Source organism: Corynebacterium meridianum, assembly GCF_016342265.1.
GTDB classification, from domain to species: domain Bacteria; phylum Actinomycetota; class Actinomycetes; order Mycobacteriales; family Mycobacteriaceae; genus Corynebacterium; species Corynebacterium meridianum.
Map to the genome: position 1 here is coordinate 330,475 of NZ_JAEIOS010000015.1, position 21,591 is coordinate 352,065.

Sequence of the window (21,591 nt, forward strand, 5' to 3'; positions counted from 1 at the left end):
CCACCCGGACAACCCGGACCGCCCGACCGGCGAAATGTGGCGAAAAGCTCCGGCGGCCTTCCGTGTGATCTGATGTCTTCCGTGCAGGTCAGTGGTGGTGTGTCGGACGGGATTGCGCGGGATCGGTTTCCGGGGCGGTTACGTCCGGTCTGATACCTGGCGGGAATCGGCGGAGAGGTTCACCATGGATAAAGACAGTGAACCAATCAGGTACCCACAAGGTGCACACATAAGGAGCACAGCAGAACATGTCACAGAGTTTCGCCGAACAGATCGTCGCCAGTCTGGAGCGGCAGGGTGTCACCCGGATCTTCGGCCTCGTCGGGGACAGCCTCAACCCGATCGTCGACGCGGTCCGCCGCAGCAGCATCGAGTGGATCCACGTACGCAACGAGGAGGTGGGTGCGTTCGCCGCCGGCGCGCACTCCCTCGTCACCGGTGAACTCGCCGTGTGCGCCGCTTCCTGTGGGCCGGGAAACACCCACCTCATCCAGGGACTCTACGATTCGCACCGCAACGGGGCGAAGGTGCTGGCGATAGCCAGCCACATCCCGTCGCTGCAGATCGGCTCCGACTTCTTCCAGGAAACCCACCCGACGCAGATCTTCGGGGAGTGCTCCGGGTACTGCGAGCTGATCAACTCCCCGTCCCAGGGCGCCCGCGTGCTGCACAACGCGATCCAGTCCACGATGGCGGGCCGGGGGGTCAGCGTCATCGTCGTCCCCGGTGACATCACCACCGAGGACGCGGTGCCCGCCCCGGAGCTGAACAGCGTCATCTCCGCGCACCGCCCGATCGTCTTCCCGCACCCCGAACAGGCGGCGAAGCTGGTTCAGGCGATCAACGACGCCAGGAGCGTCACCCTGTTCTGCGGTGTCGGCTGCGCCGGTGCCCGGGAGCAGGTGTTCGCCCTCGCCGAGAAGATCAAGGCACCCGTCGGCCACGCGCTGGGCGGAAAGATGCTCATCCAGCACGACAACCCCTACGACGTCGGCATGTCCGGACTCCTCGGATACGGGGCCTGCTTCGACGCCTGCGACGAGGCGGACCTGCTGATCCTGCTCGGCACGGACTTCCCCTACAACGATTTCCTGCCCAGCGGGAACGTCGCACAGGTCGACATCAACGGTGCCCACATCGGCAGGCGCACCGAGGTGAAGTACCCCGTCGTCGGTGATGTGAAGGCCACCATCGAGAACATCCTCCCCTCGATCGAGGAGAAGGCCGACCGCTCCTTCCTGGACAAGATGCTCAAGGAGCACGCCAAGAAGATCGAGCACGTCGTCGAGGCGTACACCAGCAACATCGAACACCACACCCCGATCCATCCCGAGTACGCCGCCGACATCATCGACGAACTCGCCGCGGAGGACGCGATCTTCACCGTCGACACCGGCATGTGCAACGTGTGGGCCGCCCGCTACATCAACAACCCCACCGGCAACCGGACGATGCTCGGTTCCTTCCGCCACGGCACGATGGCCAACGCCCTCCCCCAGGCCATCGGTGCCCAGGCCGCGGCCCCCGAACGCCAGGTGATCTCCATGTCCGGTGACGGTGGGCTGGCGATGCTCATGGGCGAGCTGCTCACCGTGAAGCTGCACCAGCTGCCGGTCAAGACCATCGTGTTCAACAACTCCTCGCTCGGCATGGTGAAACTGGAGATGCTCGTCGAGGGCATCCCGGAATTCGCCACCGACCACGAGGAGGTCAACTTCGCGGCCATCGCCGAAGCCTGTGGCATCCGCTCGGTGCGGATCACCGACCCGGCCAAGCTCCGGAGCGAACTCGGCGCGGCCCTCTCCCTCGACGAGCCGGTGCTCATCGACATCGTCACCGATCCGAACGCGCTGTCCATCCCGCCGGACATCACCCTCGAGCAGGTCATGGGCTTCTCCAAGGCGGCCGCCCGCACGGTCCTCGACGGCGGCGTGGGCCGGATGTACGACCTCGCGATGAGCAACCTCCGGAACATCCCGCGCCCCTGACCGCCGACCGGTCTTGACCTTCACGCCGCGGCAACCCCGAGAGTGGTGTCCGTGACCGACTACACGATTGGACGGGCCGCGGAGGAACTGGGCGTGACCGCCCGGACCCTGCGGCACTGGGACGAGATCGGGCTGCTCAGCCCGGGGTGGCGCACGGAGACCGGCGACTACCGCCTGTACACCGACGCCGACCTGGACCGCGGCCTCGACATCCTCATCTACCGGCGGGCCGGTGTCCCGCTCCGGGACATCGCCGTGCTGCTGGCGGAACCCGGGGACAGGCGGGACCGGCTGCTCACCCAGCGGGAGCTCCTCGTCCGACGGATAGGTCACCTGCACCGGATGGTCCGGGCAGTGGATTCGATCCTGGAAGGGGACACCGTGACAATGCAGGACAAGAAGGCGATATTCGGCGAGCATTACCCTGACTGGCAGGCCGAGGCAGAAGAGCGTTGGGGCGACACCGGGGACTGGTCGCACGCCCGGGACTCGATGAAGACGATGGACGCCGAGGGCTTCCGCAGGGTGAAGGCGGAGACCGATGCTTTCGCGGCAGCCCTGGTCGACGCCCGGGACCGCGGAGTGGCCCCAGGCGACTCCGAGGCGGACGCGCTCGTCGGGCGCCACGCCGCGATGGTGGACACGTTCTACCCGTGCACCCGGGCGAAGCAGATTCTCCTCGCCCGGATGTACGCCGCGGACGGTCGCTTCGTCGCATACACCGGCGACGCCGCCGATTACCTGGTCGAGCTCGTCGAGGCGAAGGCCCGCGCGGAGGGGATTGACCCGGACACCGTCGCCTGGGAGTGACACCCACGCACGAGAAGGCGGGCCCCGGGGTGATGAATCACCCCGGGGCCCGCTCGTGTCCGTCGGGTTTTCAGCGGATCACTTGATCGACCCCGCGGTCAGCCCGCCGACGAGCTGCTTCTCGATCAATCCGAACAGGATCAGCACCGGAATGATCGCGATCACCGACACCCCGAAGACGTACTGCCAGGATGTCTCGTACTGGCCGACGAACTTGGTCAGCGCGACCGAGAGGGGCTGTTTCTCGGCGGAGGAGAGGATCACCAGGGACGCGGCGAACTCGTTCCACGCGGCGACGAAGGTGAAGATCACGGCGGTCACGATCCCGGGCCACACCAGCGGCAGGTTGATCCTGAACAGCACCGTCCACAGGCCGCAGCCGTCGATCTGCGCGGCCTCGTCGATCTCCTTCGGCACCGAGGCGAAGAAGGAGTGCATGATCCAGGTCGAGAACGCCAGGTTGAACGCCGAGTTCACCAGGATCATCGCGATGTACGTGTCGACGATGCCGAACAGCTGGAACTCACGGAACAGCCCGGCCACGACGAGCGCCGGAGGGCACATCTGGGTCAGCAGCACGACGAAGAGGAACGCCCCGCGCCCCGGGAACCGGAAGCGCGCGGTGTAGTACGCGGCGGGCATGGCCACGCACAGCACGATCAACGTGGAGATCCCGGCGATGAGCACCGTGGAGAACACGTTCATCCCCACCGGTGTCTCGGGCGTCGACCACATGGAGATGTAGTTGTCGAAGTGCCATTCCGGCGGAATGTAGGTCGGCGGGATGCTGAGCACCTCCGCCCGGGACTTCAGGGATCCGACGAGCATCACCGCGTAGGGGAGGATGAACACCGCCAGGATCAGCAGGCCACCGACGATCCGGAGGACGGTGTGCGGCCGGGCCCCGGGGGCGGGTTGCTCGCTGTGCCGGGCGAACCACGAGGCGCGGGCCTCCTTCGGGGGTGCCGTCGGTGCGGTCGTGCCGCCGACGGCCTCCTCGGTCACTGGTTTCTGGATTGCGCCTGGCATCAGTCGTCCACTCCCTTCATGGGTTTGGTGAAGTAGAGGTAGAAGCCGATGAGCACGACCATGATGATCAGGTTGATCACCGACAGGGCCGAGGCCCAGTCGAGGTGCCCCCGGTTCCGGATGTACTTGAACAGCAGCGTGGTGGTGGTGTCCGCCGCGTTCCCGGGAATGGATCCGGTCAGGACCTGGAGGATCGGCAGGTTGTTGAACACGTTGATGATGTTGATGGTGGTCGCCACCGCGATCGCCGCCTTCAGCTGGGGCAGGATGATCGAGAAATAGATCCTTGTGTGGCTGGCGCCGTCGACTCGGGCGGCCTCGATGACGTCGTGTCCGATGGCGGCGTGGCCGGCGAGGATCGTGTAGGTGGTGAATGGCAGGGAGACGAAGACCGCGACGAGGATGGCGATGGTGAACGCCGGGACGGGTTGCTTGGTGAAGCCGTAGTCGGCGCTCTCCGTCAGTCCGAGGTCGTGGAGGAACTGCTGCCCGATGCCGAGCTTCGGTTCCAGGGCGTAGTAGATGACGGTCGTGGTCATGACGACCGACGCCGCCCAGGGGATGATCACCGCGAGCCGGACGAGCTGGCGCCCGGGGAACACCTTGTTGAGGAAGTTCGCGAGCACCAGGGAGATGAGGATGGTGAGCACGACCACCGACACGACCCAGACGACGGTGTTCAGCAGCACCCGGGGGAGCGCCGGATCACTCAGCACCTGGGAGAAGTTGTCGAAGCCGGCGCTGCCCTTGTCGACACCGATCCGGCTGATCGTACGTGTCGAGTTGTAGACCATGAGTCCCATCGGGTACACCACGATGCCCGCGAAGAGCACCAGAACGGGTGCGAGCCAGGGCAACGCGCGCAGTGTGTCCCGGAAGGTCCGCTTGTCCTGTCGGAGACGAGCCATGAGAATCCAATCGCTGTGGAGACGGATGTGGGGGCGACGGTGATCCGTCGCCCCCACGGAGGACTGTCGGACGGTTAGCCCTGTTCGACCTGCATCTGGATGGCCTCGAGAACCTCGGCGGGATCCTCGGACCCGATGCGTCCGATGTTGGACTGGATAGCGCCCTGGGCGGCCTGCCAGTCCGGGTTGGTGAACGGGTAGAAGCGGGCGTTCGGGAGCAGCGGGATGAACTCCTCGATCGTCTCGTCCGACTTCATCTTCTCGCCACCGGAGACGGTGACGGGGATGAAGCCGAGGGTGCCCACGAAGTCGGTGTAGACGTCGTCGCTGTAGAAGTAGTCGAGGAAGTCGCGGACGGCCTCCTGCTTGGCGGCGTCCTCGTCATTCCTGAACACCATGAGGTGGTCGGCGACACCGAGGGTCATCGCGTCGCCGTCCTTCGTGGGGATCGGTGCGAGCCCGTAGTTCAGGTCGGGATTCTGCTCCTCGATGAGCTTCTTGTACTGGGGCAGTCCGACGACCATGCCGACCTTGCCCTGGAAGAAGGTCTTGCCGAGCGGAGTGCGCTGGGAGGAGCCGGGATTCGCCTGGGTCGCGCCGGCGTCGATGAGCTCCTTCATGAAGGTCGCGCCCTCGAGATTCTCCGCGGTGTCGATGGCGATCTCACCGTTCTCGGCGTAGCCGCCGCCCGCGCCGAAGAACCACACGGCCGTCTCACCCTGTGCCTCCTCGTTGCCGAGGGGCATTCCGTAGCCGTCGACGCCCGGAAGACCCAGGTCCTTGATGGCCAGTGCGTCGTCGCGGAGTGCGTTCCAGTCGGCCGGCGGCTCGGCGATGCCGGCCTGCTCGAAGAGGTCCTTGTTGTAGAACAGTGCCCGGGCAGACGCGATGAGCGGCAGACCCCACTGGGTGCCGTCCATGGAGGCGTTCTCGCGGAAGGAGGGCTGGATGTTCTCGAGTGTCTCGGCGGAGACGACGTCCTCGGCCGGGTAGAGCAGATCCTCGGAGGCGTAGTCGGTGAAGGAGTCGATGTTGAGGATGTCCGGGGTCTTGTTGGCCTGGATGTTGTTGCGCATCACGTCGTTGATGTTCTCCCAGGACTCGACCTGGAGATCGACCGTGACATCCGGGTGATCTGCCTCGAAACCGGTGATGATGGTCTCCCAGAGGGCTTTGGTGTCGTCCGAGTAGGAGGGGATGAGGAGATTGATCTCGGTGGAGCCGTCGGCGCCGCCGGATCCGGAGGAATCTCCGCCACTGCAGGCGGAGAGTCCGGCGAGTGCCAGGCCGGCGGTGACGGTGGTGACGGCGACGCGGGTGATGAATGGGCGCATGGGGGTGGAAACCTTTCCTCGGTTCCGGCACGGGGCGTGTCGGAACGTGAACGAGTTCGAGGGGCGGTTCCGGGGGGATGCCGCACCGCTTCTCTTGGAGTGAGTATGAGTGAGTCGTGCCCCACGCTCAGCTCCGATCATCTTTTTGTAACCCTTTCGTTACTTCGTTTTTCAGGAGTAAATATTCATCAATATGGGGGCGTCGGGGGTGGTTTTATGATCCGATATCGGGCGATCGATCATCGCTGGGATCGATATTCCCAGGTCGTCGTGAGCGCAAAAAGGAAATACCTTAACGGAATTACTGTTTGGGAAGATGGGGGCATTCGGGGGTGGCGTGGGGGGAGTTTCTGGTGGGGGCGTTTTCCGCGGACATACCGTGCAGCTGAGTTGCTGGCACCGTATTCACAGGGTCGTCACAGCTCGACCACGGTGATTACACACGGCGCGCGTGTGTAGTGGATGGGAATGCAGGCCACCAGGTGGAGAAGAAAGGGAGCGATGGAAGATATGGAATCCATCAAGGACGCTCAGGTGACGGTACTCGTCGTCGATGACGAGCCGAACATCGTCGAACTACTGGCGGTGAGCCTGAAGTTCCAGGGATTCACGGTCGTCACCGCCGGATCGGGGCAGGAGGCGCTGCGGGTGGCGCGGTCCTGTGAACCGGACGCCTTCATCCTCGACGTCATGATGCCCGGAATGGACGGATTCGAGCTGCTCGGAAAGCTGCGCACGGAGGGCTTCGACGGGCCGGTTCTGTACCTGACCGCCAAGGATGCGGTAGAACACCGCATCCACGGACTCACCATCGGCGCGGACGACTACGTCACCAAGCCGTTCTCCCTGGAGGAGGTCATCACCAGGCTCCGGGTCATCCTCCGCCGGGGCAAACTGCTCGACGACGGGGCCTCCGACGCGACCTTGAGCTACGCCGACCTCACGCTCAACGACGACACCCACGAAGTGACCAAAGCGGGCCGGATCGTCGATCTGTCCCCCACCGAGTTCAATCTCCTCCGGTACCTGATGCTCAACGCGGAGGTGGTCCTCAGCAAAGCGAAGATCCTCGACAACGTCTGGCACTACGACTTTGGTGGCGACGGCAACGTCGTCGAATCCTACATCTCCTACCTGCGCCGCAAGATCGACAGCGAGGCGCCGCACCTCATCCACACGGTCCGCGGCGTCGGCTACGTTCTGCGCACACCACGATCATGACCGGTGCTGCCGGAGACTGGCGGGCCCGTCTGCCGCTCCGGGTCCACCTCATCGTGATCGTCCTGCTCATGACCGCGACCGGGCTCGGGTTGTCGGCCGTGTTCGTCACGGGAGTCATGCGGGACTACATCTACGTGCAGGTTGACGAACAGCTCGGCAGCGCGCTCGACGGCTGGGCCGGGCGGGACATCCCGCGACTCGCCCCGGACGGCCCCCGTCTACCCAGCTCCTTCTACCTGGAGAAGATCTACCCGGACGGCGCGAGCCTGACCTTCAACGACAGCTCGGGTACCCCGGACCTGACCGGGGTGACCCCCGGGGAGTATCCCGTCACGGTGGGCTCCGTACCCGGATCCGGCGAAGACAACCGGTGGAGGGTCGTAGCCGACTCCCGGGACGGGGTCACCACCATCGTCGGCTACTCCCTGGTGCTTGAGGCGTCGATGCTCCGTTACCTGCTGTTCTTCCAGCTCGTCATCGGCATGGTCGTCCTCGTGGCGGTCGGTGGCATCGCCCAGTGGATCGTCCGGAGAGCGTTCCGTCCGCTCCGGGAGGTGGAGAAGACCGCAGTGGCGATCGCCGGCGGTGACCTGAGCCGGCGGCTCCCGGACTGGCCGAAGACCACCGAGGTCGGGCAGCTCGCCGACTCCCTCAACACCATGCTGACCCGACTCCAGGAGTCCATCGACTCGGCGCGCACGAAAGAGGAGCAGATGCGCCGCTTCGTCGGGGACGCGTCCCACGAACTCCGCACCCCGTTGACGGGTGTCAGGGGTTTCGCCGAGCTCTACCGCTCCGGTGCCACCCGGGACGCGGACATGGTGCTCGACCGCATCGAGCAGGAGGCCGGCCGGATGGGGGTGCTCGTCGAGGACCTCCTGTCGCTCACCCGCGCGGAGGAGGCCCCCATGGATCCGGTACCCGTGGACATGCGGCCGGTATGTCTCGACGTCGTCACCTCGATGCGGGCTGCCCATCCGGATCGCACCATCCACATGGTGGACACCACGACCGAGGACCCCGTCGTCGCCGGGGACCGGCAACGTCTGCACCGGATCATCGGGAACCTGGTGGGCAACGCCCTGATCCACGCCGGATCCGATGCGCGGGTCACGGTCGGCCTCGCGACCGGGGAAGAAACCGTCACGGTCACCGTGGCTGACGACGGCTGCGGCATGACGGAGGAGGACACCCGACACATCTTCGGGCGTTTCTACCGGACGGACGCCTCCCGGTCCCGGGCTTCCGGAGGCTCCGGCCTCGGCCTCGCGATCGTCAAGTCACTCACTGAATCACACGGCGGATCAGTCGCCGTGCGCAGCGCTCCGGGGGAAGGAGCGGTGTTCACCGTGGAACTGCCGCTGATCGTGGCGTAATGATCGGCGGGTCCAATCCCCCGTACCCTTTGATCCTGCGGGCTTCCGGCCTGCGGGGCCAGGGCGGGCGTGGTGGTCAGAGATCGAAGTCCGCGGTGTAGGGACCATCCCCGTCCCGGATCGTCTGACATGCGAGAGTCTGGTCGTCGCTGATGTCGTAGTCACTCAGCACATGGTTGACCAGCATGTGACTCGGTCCGCCGGTGAGGGTGCACTGGCACGCGCCACACTCGCCCTGCATGCAGCTGAATGGTACAGGGACATCCGCCTCCAGGAGGGCGTCGAGGAGCAGCTGCCCTGCGGGCCAGCTGAATCGGTGCTCCACCCCGTCGACGATGGCTGTGTGGATCTCACCGGCGGGGTCCGCGGACGCCGCGGTCACAGCTTCTCCACCCGCTGCGAGGTCTCGTGTCCCGTCGCGCTGAGATCCTGGTCGGCGTCCCCCGGGGCGGGCACATCCTGTGGCTCGGACGCCCCGTCCGCCAGTGCCAGGGCGACCTCCTCGGCGTGTGTCGTCAGCAGCGCGTGTGAGGTACCGCGCACCCAGCGGACCTCTCCCACCTGTGAGGAGGCGGGATCGACGATCCGGTCGTTGTCCGAGACGATCGAGATCACGCGGACCCCCTCCGGGACCGGAGCGTCGATCTCCCCATCGCACATCAACTGGACCAGGGACGGTCCGGTCACCGCGGTGACGAGAGCCCGCACCAGCGGATTCCATGCGACCGGCTGACCACGGAAGCACGCCCCCAACCCGACGAGGGTGCGGACCCGGCCGGCGAACTCCGGAAGATGCGCGAGGCGCAGCCCCATGAGACCACCCAGGGAATGGCCGACGATGTCGAAGCGCTGGCCCGGCTCCAGCTCGCGCTCCAGGGCGGTGACGATGTCGAGGAGACACAGCTCGAGCCGATCCGTGCCGCGGTGACCGAACTCCACCCCGATGACCCGTCGGCCCTCGTCCCTGAGTCGGGCGGCGATCAGCGCGAAGTTCCCCGGGGAACTCACGGTTCCGTGGAGCAGAACCACCGGGACGTCCCCGGCGACCGGGGGGAGCGGCTCGGGGAGGATACCCCGACGGGGGATGAGCAGGGCGAGATTCACGGGGATCCCCTTCAGCTGGAGGTGGTGGGCCGCAGGGATTCGAGGGTCTCCGCGACGAGGGTGCGCACAATTCTGCTCCGGGGCATTTCCGTGTGCAACACCACGGCCCGGGGGTGGATGTCCTGCAGCCAGATGTTCTCCACCCCGGGGCCGTCGAGGAAACATGAGTCGGCCGGGACGACGGTGGAGTCGGTCCGGGTGGCCACACAGGTGTAACTGACCCCCGGTTCCGTGTCCCCGTCGGCGTTCAGCGCCGTGAGAAATGCCGAACCCGTGAACTGCTGACGCCCGGCCGGGCCGAACACCGTCTCCGCCGCGCGCGTCGTCAACTCGGCCTGCCGTTCGGTGTGTACCAGCGGTCTCAGCAGGCCCGCCTCCCGGATACCGTGGTTGGGACTCGCCAGACAGACGAGGTGCCGAACGTGAGGGGCACCGCCGAGCATCCGCATCCACCACCGGGCGAGTACCCCGCCCTGCGAGTGGCCGACGAGGACAACCTGCCGCGCTCCGGTCGCGTGCAGGACCTGTTCGATGTAGGCGCCGACCTGTTCCGCTGAATCCTCGATCCGGTTCGTCGCCCGGTTACCGTAGTCGGGGATGAACACCGCCCACCCCAGTGCCCGGAGTTGGGTGGTGAGATCCTCGAAGTCACCGCTGGTGACGGTGGTTCCGTGGATGAGGACGACCGGCCAGGGCCGTTCCGGTGTCGGGCGGGCACGCCAATCGTCCTCGACCCAGCCCCGGACCCGCAGCCGGGCACCTACCGGAACGGAGACGTCCAGCTCCGGGATCAGCCGCGGCAGACGGGCGGAGAGGTCCCTCAAGCGGGACGTCCGTCGTCATCCGTGCCGAGCGCGGCACGGAGCTTCGCCGCCGCGGCGTCCATCTTCTCCGGGTCGGTCTGATCGGCCGGGATAACGCGCTTGAAGTCGTAGTCGGCCATGCTCGACGTGGGGAAAACGTGGATGTGGGCGTGCGGGACCTCGAACCCGGCGATGATGTAGCCGGCCCGGGGGACGTCGAAGCACTCGGGGATCGCCGCGCCCACCATCTGCGCGACCTCGTTCAGATGTCTCCAGGTCCGTTGGTCGAGATCGGTCCACCGGTCGACCTCCTCGACCGGGACCACCAGAACGTGCCCGTAGGACAGGGGTTCGATGGTGAGGAATGCGACCGCCCTGTCGTCGCGCCAGATGAATCGTCCGGGGATCTCGCCGTTGATGATCTTCGTGAATACGCTGCTCATACCAATCCAGGGTAGCGGCCCCGCGCCGCCCGCGCCGCTCCTGGATTGCGCAGTTCCGCGCTCCGGCGGAAACCGGCGGCGGTAGGGTGGGGGACATGCGAATCCTCGTCATCGGATCCGGAGCCCGCGAGCATGCACTGCTGCGTGGCCTGGCACAGGACCCCATCGAACCAGAACTTCACGTCGCCCCGGGTAACACCGGAATGGACCCCCTGGCGGCCCGACACACCGAACTCGACGGCACCCCGTTGAAGGTCGATGATCCGGCGCAGGTCACCGACCTCGCCCGCCGGATCGACGCCGATCTCGTGGTCGTCGGGCCGGAGATCCCGCTCGTCGCGGGCGTCGCCGACGCACTGCGGGACGCCGGCATCGCCGTGTTCGGTCCCGGACGGGAGGCCGCCCGCATCGAGGGGTCCAAGGCGTTCGCCAAGGACGTGATGGCTGCCGCGGGTGTCGCCACCGCACACGCCGAGGCGCTGGAGTCCGGTGCCTCCGATGCTGAGATCGACGCCGCCATCGACCGCTTCGGACCGGTCTGGGTGGTCAAGGACGACGGCCTCGCGGGCGGCAAGGGGGTCGTCGTGACCCGTGACCGCGACGAAGCCGTGGCGCATGTCCGTTCCGTCCATTCCTCGGGTAACCCCGTGCTCCTCGAGAGTTTCCTCGACGGCCCCGAGGTGTCCCTGTTCTGTCTCGTCGACGGCACCACCGTCGTCCCCCTCCTGCCAGCTCAGGACCACAAGCGGGTTCGCGACAACGACGAGGGCCCGAACACCGGTGGAATGGGCGCCTACGCCCCGCTGCCGTGGCTGCCGGACGGCGCCGTGGAACAGATCGTGCGCGATGTCGTGGAACCCGTCGCGGAGGAGATGGCACGCCGGGGTTGCCCTTACTCGGGCCTGCTGTACGCGGGACTCGCCTGGGGGGCGGACGGCCCGGCCGTCGTCGAGTTCAACTGCCGGTTCGGTGACCCGGAGACCCAGGCCGTCCTCGCACTGCTTGAGACCCCGCTCGCGCAGCTTCTGCACTCGGTCGCGAACGGAACACTCGCCGCGCAGCCGCCGCTCCGCTGGCGGGAAGGCTACGCATTGACCGTGGTCCTCGCAGCGCAGGGCTACCCCGCTTCCCCCCGTTCCGGGGATGTCATCACCGGGGCCGACGTCGACGGCGTGCTGCACGCCGGGACCGCCCGCAACAGCGACGGCGAGCTCGTTTCCGCCGGTGGGCGGGTGCTGTCCATCGTCGGGACCGGCCCAGACCTCGTTGCCGCGCGGGAGGAGGCGTACGGCATTCTCCGGGGTGTCACGATGGCCGGCGGTCACTACCGCTCGGACATCGCGGGACCCGCGGTCGAGGGACGCATCCGGATCTGACACGTTCCGGGCCGAGGGGTCTAGAGTTCTACGGCGTGAGCAGAACTTCCCCGCGACGCGGTTCTGGGCCCCCGCCCCGTCCCCTCAGCCCGGCCAGGCTGGTGGCCGGCGCATTCGCCGTCCTGATAACCGTCGGAACCCTTCTCCTCCTGCTTCCGGCCTCACGGGTCGGGGACGGTGGAGCGGATGTCGTGACCGCGCTGTTCACAGCGACCTCGGCGGTCTGCCTGACCGGCCTGATCGTCGTCGACACCGCCACCTACTGGTCCCACTTCGGACAGGCGGTCATCGTCGTCCTGATCCAGCTCGGTGGTCTCGGGATCATGACGCTGGCGACGTTCACCTCCTGGGTCATCGCCGGCCGTATCGGGGTGAAGTCGCGGCTCAACGCTGCGGCGGAAGGCCGGGGGATCCACCTCGGTGACGTCCGTACCCTCCTCGTCGCCACCGTCACCTTCACCTTCGTCGCCGAGTTCGTCGTCGCGGTCCTCCTGACCCTCCGCTTCCACTCCTACGGTTTCGACTGGCTGGCGAGTATCTGGGAGGGCGGATTCCACGCCGTGTCGGCGTTCAACAACGCGGGCTTCGGTCTGCGCTCCGACAATCTCGTGCCCTACGCCCGGGACAGCGGGATCGTGCTGCCCGTCGCCGGGGCGATCATCATCGGTGGTCTCGGCTACCCGGTGCTGTTGGAGATCGCACTGCGGACCCGCCGCCGCACCCAGGGCATAAGCAGGCTGCCCCAGATGTCGCTGACGGCCAGATTCGCCCTGACCGGCACCACGATCCTGCTCATGACCGGCTGGGTCGGCTACGCGGTGCTCGAATGGCGCGGGGTCTTCGCGGAGTTCAGTCTGGGGGATAAACTCCTCAACTCCTTCTTCCAGTCTGTGACCACCAGGACCGCGGGCTTCAACACCGTCGATCTCGGCGAGTTCCACCCCTCGAGTCTCCTGCTCACCGACGTACTCATGTTCGTCGGCGGTGGCTCAGGTGGTACCGCCGGCGGCGTGAAGGTGACCACCGTCGCCGTCCTCGTCGCCGTCGTCATGGCCGAGATCCGCGGTGCGGAACACGTCTCGGCCTACAGTCGCCGGATACCGCAACGCACGATCCGGCAGGCGCTCACCGTCATCGTCCTCGCCGGGGTGTCGGTCGCCGGATCCATCGGGGTCATGCTGCTGCTCGCGCCCGAGATAGAGACGAACCGCATAGTCTTCGAGGTGGTCAGCGCCTTCGCCACCGTCGGCCTGTCCACCGGAATAACAGCGGACCTGCCCGCGGGGGGCCAGCTGCTTCTCGTCCCGCTCATGTACGCCGGCCGTATCGGCCCGATCACGCTCGTCGCGGCGCTCGCAGCCCGCAACCGCAACGGCATCCTCTACTCGCATCCAGTCGAAAGGCCCCACATTGGTTAGCTTCCTGCAACGCCGCTCACTGCCCCCCGTCGTCATCCTCGGCCTCGGGCGCTTCGGTATGGCCCTCGGCGAGGAGCTCGTCGCCTCCGGCGTCGAGGTCCTCGGGGTCGACGACCGGGAGGACGTGGTCTCCACCGCGGCCGGCATCCTCACCCACGCCACCATCGCGAACACAACCAACATCGAGGCCCTGCGCCAGCTGTCGGTGCACGAATGCCAGCGTGCCGTCGTCGGCATCGGATCCAACATGGCGGCATCCCTGCTCACCGCCTCCGCCGTCATCGAGCTCGGTGTCCCCAACGTGTGGGCGAAGGCGGACGGCGACGCGCACGCGAAGATCCTCACCCAGATCGGGGTCCACCACGTCATCCGGCCCGAGAGGGACACCGGCCGCCGGATCGCCCACCTCATGACGGGCAACGTCGAGGAGTACGCCGAGTTCGACCGGGACTTCGCCGTCGTCAAGCTGGCCCCGCCGATGTCGATGCTCGGCAAACAGATCAGTGCCGTACCCCCGGGAATCCACATCGTCGCGGTCCGTCATCCCGGGGCCCGGTTCGTCGTGGCGCGACCTGATGAGACCATCCGGTCCGGTGACCTCGTGATCGCGGCCGGTGACCCCGAGGTGCTGGAGGCGTTCGTCGCGGCCGGCTGATCCAACCGAACCGGTTATTCCGCGGAACTGATGCTCCCCGGCGTGCGATAATGGCCCCGTGCCCGCAAAGAAGAAGATCGCCAACGTCCTGTCCACCCGCTACGCCTCCACCGAGCTGACCAACCTGTGGAGCCCCGAAGCCAAGATCATCATGGAGCGCCAGCTCTGGATCGCGGTCATGAAGGCCCAGAAGGACCTCGGGGTGGACATCCCGGCGGATGCCATCGCCGCGTACGAGAAGGTCATCGACCGGGTCGACCTGGAATCGATCGCCGAGCGAGAGCGCGTCACCCGCCACGACGTCAAGGCCCGCATCGAGGAGTTCAACGCTCTCGCCGGGCACGAGCAGATCCACAAGGGCATGACCAGCCGGGACCTGACCGAGAACGTCGAGCAGCTCCAGATCCACCGTTCCCTCGAACTCGTCCGGGACAAGGCTGTCGCCGTCATCGCGCGTATCGGTGAACGCGCCGCGGAGTACCAGTCGGTCGTCATGGCCGGACGCTCCCACAACGTCGCGGCCCAGGCCACGACCCTGGGCAAGCGGTTCGCCTCCGCCGCGGACGAGATGCTCGTCGCCGTCGAACGTACCGAGGGGCTGCTCGCCCGCTACCCACTGCGCGGCATCAAGGGACCGATGGGCACCGCCCAGGACATGCTCGATCTCATGGGCGGCAACGAGACGAAACTCGCCTCCCTGGAGACCAGGATCGCCGATCACCTCGGCTTCTCCCGGGTGTTCGACTCGGTCGGCCAGGTCTACCCGCGTTCCCTCGACTTCGACGCGGTCTCCGCACTCGTCCAGCTGGGCGCCGGCCCCTCATCCCTCGCGCACACCATCCGGCTGATGGCCGGCAACGAGACCGTCACCGAGGGCTTCAGGGAGGGGCAGGTCGGTTCCTCCGCCATGCCGCACAAGATGAACGCCCGCTCCTGTGAGCGGGTCGGTGGGCTGCAGATCATCCTGCGCGGTTACCTCACGATGCTCGCGGACCTGTCCGGCCAGCAGTGGAATGAGGGCGATGTGTTCTGCTCCGTCGTGCGCCGGGTCGCGCTGCCCGACGCCTTCTTCGCTCTCGACGGACAGTTCGAGACCTTCCTCACCGTCCTCGACGAGTTCGGTGCGTTCCCGGCGATGATCGACCGCGAGCTCGAGCGTTACCTGCCGTTCCTGGCCACCACCCGCATCCTCATGGCCGCCGTCCGCGCCGGTGTCGGCCGGGAGACCGCCCACGAGGTGATCAAGGACAACGCCGTGGCCTGCGCGCTGAACATGCGGGAGAACGGTGGCGAGCAGGATCTGGTCGAGAGGCTCGCCGCAGACGACAGGCTCCCACTCGACCGGACGCAACTCACCGAGGCGCTGGCGGATCGGCACGCTTTCATCGGTGCCGCGGAGAGCCAGGTCTCCAGGGTCCTCACCCGGATCCAGGACCTGGTCAACCGGTATCCCGCTGCGGCTGCATACCGACCGGGAGAGATCCTCTGACAGCCCACGGGACGCTGTCGCACAGCTGACTGACAGGATCCTGCAAGCACATTCGTGGCTCGACACGCTAGATTCGTCGGCATGATCGAACTACCCGCCATCCCGCTCACGGGGTCAGCCGCTGTCGTGGTGACCGTTTTCATCCTCGCGGGAGCCGGTGTCCTCGCTGCCGTGGGTGCCCGCAGGTCCGAACTCAGGCGACGGACCCTGTGGGCCGCCGGTGCAGGTCTCGCGCTCACCGTCCTCTCCTGGCTGATCATCGAGCACGTCTGGAGGCCGTTCCCGGATTCGCTTCCGTTCCGGATCTATCTCGCCGGAGCGGTGGCGTTCTTCGTCATCGCTGCTCTGGTGCTGCAGAAGGGAAGGCGGCTGATCCTGGTCATCCCGGCGGTTCTCGGGGTGGTGTCCACCGCCGCGGTGGTCAACCAGATCTACCAGAGCTATCCCACGCTGCGGTCCCTGGATCCGTCCCCGGTCGCGGTGGAGATGAGCTACCCGGAGTTCCGGGACCTGACCCGGGCCCCGCAGATCAAGGGCCATGACGCCGCCGCACTCGTCACCCTCCCGCTGGATGCGACGGAATCGAAGTTCACGCACCGCGACGCGATCGCCTGGATCCCCCCGGTGTACTTCTCCGACCCCGAAGTGAAGCTTCCGGTCATCGTGCTGCTCGCCGGGAACCCCGGGGCCCCGGACCAGTGGTTCAACGCCGGTGGTGCCAGTGACACCCTCGCGGACTACCAGGCCCGGCACGGCGGCGTCACCCCGATCGTGATCAGCGTGGACGGCACCGGGAGCTTCGGTGCGAATCCGCTGTGCATCAACAGTGAACGGGGACAGGTCCAGACCTGGCTCGCCGTCGACGTCCCCGCGGGGATCCGGGAGAAACTGCGGGTCGACCCCGACCAGTCCCGGTGGACGATCGGGGGACTGAGCTACGGTGGGACGTGCTCGCTGCAGGTTCTGGTCAACCATCCGGACTCCTACGGCGCCTTCCTCAACTACTCCGGGCAGGCTGAACTCGGCACCGGCAACCACAGGGAGACCGTCGACGAGTACTTCGGTGGCAGCGAACTCTCCTTCATCCGGGCGAACCCCGCGGATCAGCTGGCCGAAGCCATCAGGGAGGGATCCACCGCATACACCGGGATCGCCGGACGTTTCGTCGCCGGTGAGGACGACCACGAGGCGATAGAGGACCTGAAGATGATGCGGAAGGTGACCAGTGACGCAGGGATGCAGACCGAGTTCCTCACGGTCCACGGAAGCCACGACTACAAGACCTGGCGCAACGCCTTCCGGGAGACCCTTGACTTCGCGGCCCAGCGGGGGGGTCTGAATCGATGACCGGAGTGACGCAGGAGACAGGACGACGGAACACGCCACGGACTGTGGGACGCAGTGCCGTACGTGGTGTGTCGACCGGCATCCACTGGGCGGGAGATCTCCTCGTCGGTGCACCGGTCACCCTCACCGCGCTCGTCATCAACTGGCTGCTGTTCATCATCTGGAGAGGCGACGGCAATGCGTTGGAGGACGCGTTCGGCGCGGCCGCCCCGAGCCTCCACCCCTGGGCGGTACTCACCGCGGGTCTGACCGGACCGACGGTGTCGACCGTGGTCCTCGGCTCACTGGCGCTGGTGTCCCTGGGGCTGCTGGCCGAAAGGCGACTGGGCAGTTACCGGTACGCCATCGCCGCGGTCGTCATCCAGGCGTTCGCGGTGATCGTCGGGCTCACCGCGACGCAGGCGGTCGTCGCCACCGGCAGTCACTGGGGTGGGATCCTCGACGGCCAGCACACCCTCACGCCGGTGTCCTGGACATTCGGAACCGCGGCGTTCGCCTCGGCCTGGATGAAGGCTCTCTGGCGGCGCAGGGTCCGGGCCGTCGTCCTCGCGTTCTCCCTGACCCTGTTCCTCTACTCGGGCATCGTCGCGGACTTCGTGCGGCTCGCGGCGGTGATCATCGGGCTGATCATCGGGCAGTGGCTGGTGGAGCGTTCCCTCCGGCTGGGATCCATCTCCTTCCGTGAGGGGCGGACACTGCTCGCGATCACGATGCTCGCCGTCGCGGTCGGCCCTCTCGTCGCCGGGCTCAATCCCGATTCCGCTGGCCCCCTGTCCGGTGTGGCGGTCCTGACCTTCGATCCGGGTATAAGCCCACGTCACGCCCTCGAAATCTGTGGTGCCCAGCCGAACTCGATGGCCTGCGCCGAGGCGACGAATGAACTACGGGAGTCGGGACTCGGTCCGTTCCTGCTCAACCAGCTTCCGGTCATTCTCATGGCCGTCATCGCCCTCGGGATCTCCCGCGGACGCCGGCTCGCGTTCGGGGTCGCCCTGCTCACCCTGTCCGCGACCGTCGTTGTCCTGACCCTCGAGATGCTGGCGCTCTTCGAGGAGTTCGGCGGTGGCGTGTACGCCTGGTCGAGTCTCGCCGGTGTCGTTTTACCGTGGGTGGTCATACTCGCACTGCTGGTCCGCTACCGACGGCTCTTCCGGGTCCGCGTGCACCGGGGTGCCGTGCATGCCCTGATCCGCAGGATCCTGCTGCTCATCCTCGGTACCGGGATGGCGTGGATCCTGGGTGCCTTCCTCCTCCGGGACGACTTCCTCCCGCGCGCGGATCTGCCGTCGATTCTCCGCTCCTGGCTGTCGCACTACATACCACCGGTGCTCGGCGACAACATCGACCACAATCTCATTCCGGTCGGGGAACTGAGCTGGATGCTGTCTGTCTGGATCGGTGTCATCTTCTGGGCCGGGGTCACCGTCGCGTTGTACGCCGCAATGACCTCCGCGGAGAACCCGGGAGATGTGCGTAGTCGCGCCCGGGCAGCGGAGTTGCTCGGGTCGGGCACCGGCGATCACCTCTCCGCGATGACGATGTGGCCCGGCAACCGGTACTTCCTCACCGATGACGGATACGTCGCCTACCGGGTGCACGCCGACGTGGCCGTCACCGTCGGGGAACCGGTCGTGACGGGAGACACGGATCCGCAGGAGCTCGCCCGCCGCTTCGAGGACTTCGCGACGAGCCGTGGCCGCCGGGTCGCCTGGTACTCGGTCCGCGCCGGGTTCGCCCTGGCCCGGGCTACCGCGGACTTCCAGTCGGTGCAGGTGGCCACGGAAGCCGTCTGTGACACCACCACGGTCGAGTTCCGCGGCAAGAAGTTCCAGGACGTCCGTACGGCGCGGAACCGTGCCGGGAAAGAAGGGATCCGGGCGGAGTGGACATCGTGGAATGAACTCACTCCCGGGGTCCGGGAGCAGATCATCGAGCTGAGCGAGGAATGGGTCGCGGACAAGGCGCTGCCGGAGATGGGTTTCACCCTCGGTGGCGTCAATGAGATCGTCGCACCGGATGTCGCACTGATGCTCGCCCTGGATGGGGAGAACCGGGTGCACGGGGTGACGAGCTGGCTGCCGGTGCGCCGCGAAGGTGAGGTCGTGGGGCGGATGCTGGACTTCATGCGTCGGGACACCGAGGGCTTCCGTCCGGTCGTGGAGTTCCTCATCGCCGAGACCATGCTGCAGGCCCAGTCCGACGGATTGGAGTGGATCTCATTGTCGGGAGCCCCGCTCGCCCATACTGGGGGAGCGGACACCGGTGGGGTCGCGGCCGTGCTGGACCGCGTCGGTGCGTTCCTCGAACCCCTCTACGGGTTCAAGTCCCTGGCCGCATTCAAGTCGAAGTTCCATCCCCGGCACGAGTCCTGGTACCTCTGCTACCGCGATGAACTTGCTCTGCCGTCGATCGCGGTGGCGGTCGGACGGTGCTATGTACCACAGATGGAGGTCAGCCAGGCCGTTCACGTGGCGCGGGTATGGGCACGGGGCTAGACTGTGTCCACATGCGCCCTGAACTCTCCCAGTACAACCATCTCTCAGCGGGAAAAGTCCGCGAGATCTACGAGATCGACGATGACAACCTGCTGATGGTCGTGTCCGACCGCATCTCCGCGTACGATCACATCCTCGACACGGAGATCCCCGACAAGGGCCGCATCCTGACTGCGATGAGCGTCTGGTTCTTCGACGCCATCGACTTCCCGAACCACCTCGCGGGTCCCATCGACGACGAGCGGATCCCGGACGAGGTTCTCGGCCGGGCCCTCGTGTGCAGGAAGTTGGAGATGATCCCCTTCGAGTGTGTGGCCCGCGGCTACCTCACCGGCTCGGCGCTGGCCGAGTACCAGGAGACCGGGGCGGTCTGCGGGATCGAGCTTCCGGAGGGACTGCGGGAATCCTCCCGACTCCCGCACCCGATCTTCACCCCGGCCACCAAGGCCGAGCTCGGGGATCATGACGAGAACGTCACCTTCGAAGAGGTCGCCGAGCGTCTCGGTGAGGCCCGCGCGACGGAGCTCCGTGATGCGACGCTCGCCATCTACACCCGGGCGGCCGAGCTCGCGCTCGAACACGACCTGATCCTCGCGGACACCAAATTCGAGTTCGGGGTCGACGAGGACGGGAGACTCGTCCTGGCCGACGAGGTGCTGACCCCGGATTCCTCCCGCTACTGGCCCGCGGACGAATACGAGGAGGGCAAGGTCCAGCCCAGCTTCGACAAGCAGTTCGTCCGCAACTGGCTCACCGGGCCGAAGTCGGGGTGGGACAAGTCCTCGAACACGCAGCCGCCGCCGCTGCCGGGTGGCGTCGTCGAGGCCACCCGGGAGCGTTACATAGAGGCGTACGAGCGGGTGTCCGGTGAGAAGTTCGGCAACTGGATCGGATCCTGCGTCTGACCCGACGGGGCTCCGGCCCCACCCCCACAATATTGTTTACTACGCCACATTGCTTCAGATTCGTTGAGTAGCATCTTCCTCAGGGGAGAACCGGCCGGTGACAATTATCCGATACAGAATTGCCGCCCAGTTCCGTCAGAGAGCGGGAGGTGACTGTTTTCTTTCACCAGCCGGAGTACCACTGAGTTGCATCGAGACAGTGGGCGTGGCACCGGCAGTCGCAGCCTCGTGCTCACCGGATGCAGCAGCGCAGGCCATGACTCCGCCAGGGTCGGGCCGTCGGCTCCGCGGACAAGTCCACGGAGTCCCCATCGGCATCGTCACCGCGCTCGTGGGTGTCTCGAGCTTCATCGCCAGCATCCTGCCCCGGAGGAGGTTGATGTGGTGAACGACAACCGTGGCTCCCGCGTTGTTCTCGAACTGTACGGCTTCACCGTCGGGTACGGGCGCAGACGCGTCATCGAGGATTTCACCGCGACCACCGGGGCCGGTGGGCATGTCGTCGGGCTCCTCGGTCCGAATGCGTCCGGCAAGTCGACGCTGATCGAGTCCATCGTCGGCATCCACGTGTCGGGGGTGGGGCAGCCGCGCGCGGGTGGACGGCGAGTCGCTGGGGGCGTTCCCTGCGCCGGATCGTCGGCTAGGTACTCCAGGGTCTGCCTGACATCGCGGAACTGACGGTGTTCAAGACGGTACCGATCGCCGCACGTCGGGCCCGCATTGTCCGGGGCACCGACATCCGCGCCGTGGAACCGGCGGGTCGGGCGATGACGGAACTCTCGGGCGGAAAGCTCGCCGACAGATTCATCTCCGAACTGTCCGGCGGTCAGCGTCAGCTCACCGCGGTGGCCCAGACGCCCGGCGCCAAACCCACGGCATGCTGATCGACG

The 21,591-nt window shown here is 66.6% G+C and carries 20 protein-coding genes; 13 read left to right on the plus strand and 7 right to left on the minus strand.

Annotated elements, in window-relative coordinates; all coding sequences use genetic code 11:
- The first annotated feature begins 248 nt into the window (after positions 1-248).
- Both JDV75_RS11480 and JDV75_RS11485 read left to right on the plus strand, forming a co-directional pair.
- The gene (locus tag JDV75_RS11480; RefSeq protein WP_198739372.1) at positions 249-1,988 is read left to right on the plus strand and encodes a pyruvate dehydrogenase; all 1,740 of its coding nucleotides are present in this window, start codon (positions 249-251) and stop codon (positions 1,986-1,988) included.
- Positions 1,989-2,039: 51 nt separating this feature from the next.
- On the plus strand, positions 2,040-2,798 hold the full coding sequence (locus JDV75_RS11485; RefSeq protein ID WP_198739373.1) for a TipAS antibiotic-recognition domain-containing protein: 759 nt from the start codon (positions 2,040-2,042) through the stop codon (positions 2,796-2,798).
- Between the two features lie 78 nt (positions 2,799-2,876).
- Here JDV75_RS11485 and JDV75_RS11490 read toward each other — a convergent pair whose 3' ends face one another.
- From JDV75_RS11490 to JDV75_RS11500, 3 genes are all read right to left on the minus strand, one after another.
- Entirely contained in the window at positions 2,877-3,827 is a 951-nt protein-coding gene (locus JDV75_RS11490) for a carbohydrate ABC transporter permease (RefSeq protein WP_198739374.1), read from the minus strand.
- Positions 3,827-4,735, minus strand: a complete 909-nt coding sequence (locus JDV75_RS11495) for a carbohydrate ABC transporter permease (RefSeq protein ID WP_232958470.1) — start codon at positions 4,733-4,735, stop codon at positions 3,827-3,829. The genes JDV75_RS11490 and JDV75_RS11495 overlap by 1 nt, the downstream gene beginning before the upstream one ends.
- 74 nt (positions 4,736-4,809) lie before the next feature.
- Entirely contained in the window at positions 4,810-6,069 is a 1,260-nt protein-coding gene (locus tag JDV75_RS11500; protein ID WP_198739375.1) for an extracellular solute-binding protein, read from the minus strand.
- A 510-nt stretch (positions 6,070-6,579) separates the two neighbouring features.
- Between JDV75_RS11500 and JDV75_RS11505 the strand changes: the two genes are divergently transcribed.
- Positions 6,580-7,290: a response regulator transcription factor gene (locus JDV75_RS11505; protein ID WP_198739376.1), complete on the plus strand. Its 711-nt coding sequence runs from the start codon at positions 6,580-6,582 to the stop codon at positions 7,288-7,290.
- Positions 7,287-8,666 carry a sensor histidine kinase gene (locus JDV75_RS11510; protein WP_198739377.1) on the plus strand — a complete coding sequence of 460 codons (1,380 nt, stop codon included), beginning with the start codon at positions 7,287-7,289 and terminating at the stop codon, positions 8,664-8,666. The genes JDV75_RS11505 and JDV75_RS11510 overlap by 4 nt, the downstream gene beginning before the upstream one ends.
- A 76-nt stretch (positions 8,667-8,742) precedes the next feature.
- Here the strand turns inward: JDV75_RS11510 and JDV75_RS12255 are convergent, their stop codons facing one another.
- Genes JDV75_RS12255 through JDV75_RS11525 form a run of 4 tightly spaced genes read right to left on the minus strand, consistent with a single transcriptional unit; the run spans position 8,743 to position 11,016 of the window.
- Complete coding sequence (locus JDV75_RS12255) at positions 8,743-9,048, minus strand: 2Fe-2S iron-sulfur cluster-binding protein (protein ID WP_248097516.1); 306 nt, start codon at positions 9,046-9,048, stop codon at positions 8,743-8,745.
- Positions 9,045-9,770 (minus strand): alpha/beta fold hydrolase, encoded by a 726-nt coding sequence (locus tag JDV75_RS12260; RefSeq protein WP_248097519.1) that lies wholly within the window; start codon positions 9,768-9,770, stop codon positions 9,045-9,047. The genes JDV75_RS12255 and JDV75_RS12260 overlap by 4 nt, the downstream gene beginning before the upstream one ends.
- 11 nt (positions 9,771-9,781) lie before the next feature.
- Positions 9,782-10,594, minus strand: coding sequence for an esterase/lipase family protein (locus JDV75_RS11520; RefSeq protein WP_232958471.1), 813 nt, complete (start codon positions 10,592-10,594; stop codon positions 9,782-9,784).
- Positions 10,591-11,016: an HIT family protein gene (locus JDV75_RS11525; RefSeq protein ID WP_198739378.1), complete on the minus strand. Its 426-nt coding sequence runs from the start codon at positions 11,014-11,016 to the stop codon at positions 10,591-10,593. Before JDV75_RS11525 ends, JDV75_RS11520 begins: the two co-directional genes overlap by 4 nt.
- A gap of 95 nt (positions 11,017-11,111) precedes the next feature.
- Here JDV75_RS11525 and purD point away from each other — a divergent pair, with 95 nt between their 5' ends.
- From purD to JDV75_RS12050, 9 genes are all read left to right on the plus strand, one after another.
- Positions 11,112-12,392, plus strand: coding sequence for a phosphoribosylamine--glycine ligase (gene purD / locus JDV75_RS11530; protein WP_198739379.1), 1,281 nt, complete (start codon positions 11,112-11,114; stop codon positions 12,390-12,392).
- A gap of 35 nt (positions 12,393-12,427) precedes the next feature.
- Positions 12,428-13,810 (plus strand): potassium transporter TrkG, encoded by a 1,383-nt coding sequence (locus JDV75_RS11535; RefSeq protein ID WP_198739380.1) that lies wholly within the window; start codon positions 12,428-12,430, stop codon positions 13,808-13,810.
- A complete protein-coding gene (locus JDV75_RS11540) occupies positions 13,803-14,465 on the plus strand; it encodes a potassium channel family protein (RefSeq protein ID WP_198739381.1) in 663 nt (220 codons plus the stop codon). The genes JDV75_RS11535 and JDV75_RS11540 overlap by 8 nt, the downstream gene beginning before the upstream one ends.
- 58 nt (positions 14,466-14,523) lie before the next feature.
- On the plus strand, positions 14,524-15,954 hold the full coding sequence (gene purB, locus JDV75_RS11545) for an adenylosuccinate lyase (protein WP_198739382.1): 1,431 nt from the start codon (positions 14,524-14,526) through the stop codon (positions 15,952-15,954).
- A gap of 81 nt (positions 15,955-16,035) precedes the next feature.
- Complete coding sequence (locus JDV75_RS11550) at positions 16,036-17,301, plus strand: alpha/beta hydrolase (RefSeq protein WP_198739383.1); 1,266 nt, start codon at positions 16,036-16,038, stop codon at positions 17,299-17,301.
- Between the two features lie 44 nt (positions 17,302-17,345).
- A complete protein-coding gene (locus tag JDV75_RS12265; protein ID WP_198739384.1) occupies positions 17,346-19,796 on the plus strand; it encodes a phosphatidylglycerol lysyltransferase domain-containing protein in 2,451 nt (816 codons plus the stop codon).
- Between the two features lie 11 nt (positions 19,797-19,807).
- Positions 19,808-20,701, plus strand: a complete 894-nt coding sequence (locus JDV75_RS11560; protein ID WP_198739385.1) for a phosphoribosylaminoimidazolesuccinocarboxamide synthase — start codon at positions 19,808-19,810, stop codon at positions 20,699-20,701.
- Between the two features lie 384 nt (positions 20,702-21,085).
- Entirely contained in the window at positions 21,086-21,379 is a 294-nt protein-coding gene (locus JDV75_RS12045) for an ATP-binding cassette domain-containing protein (RefSeq protein ID WP_232958472.1), read from the plus strand.
- Positions 21,380-21,381: 2 nt separating this feature from the next.
- Complete coding sequence (locus JDV75_RS12050; protein WP_232958473.1) at positions 21,382-21,585, plus strand: hypothetical protein; 204 nt, start codon at positions 21,382-21,384, stop codon at positions 21,583-21,585.
- Positions 21,586-21,591: the final 6 nt, after the last annotated feature.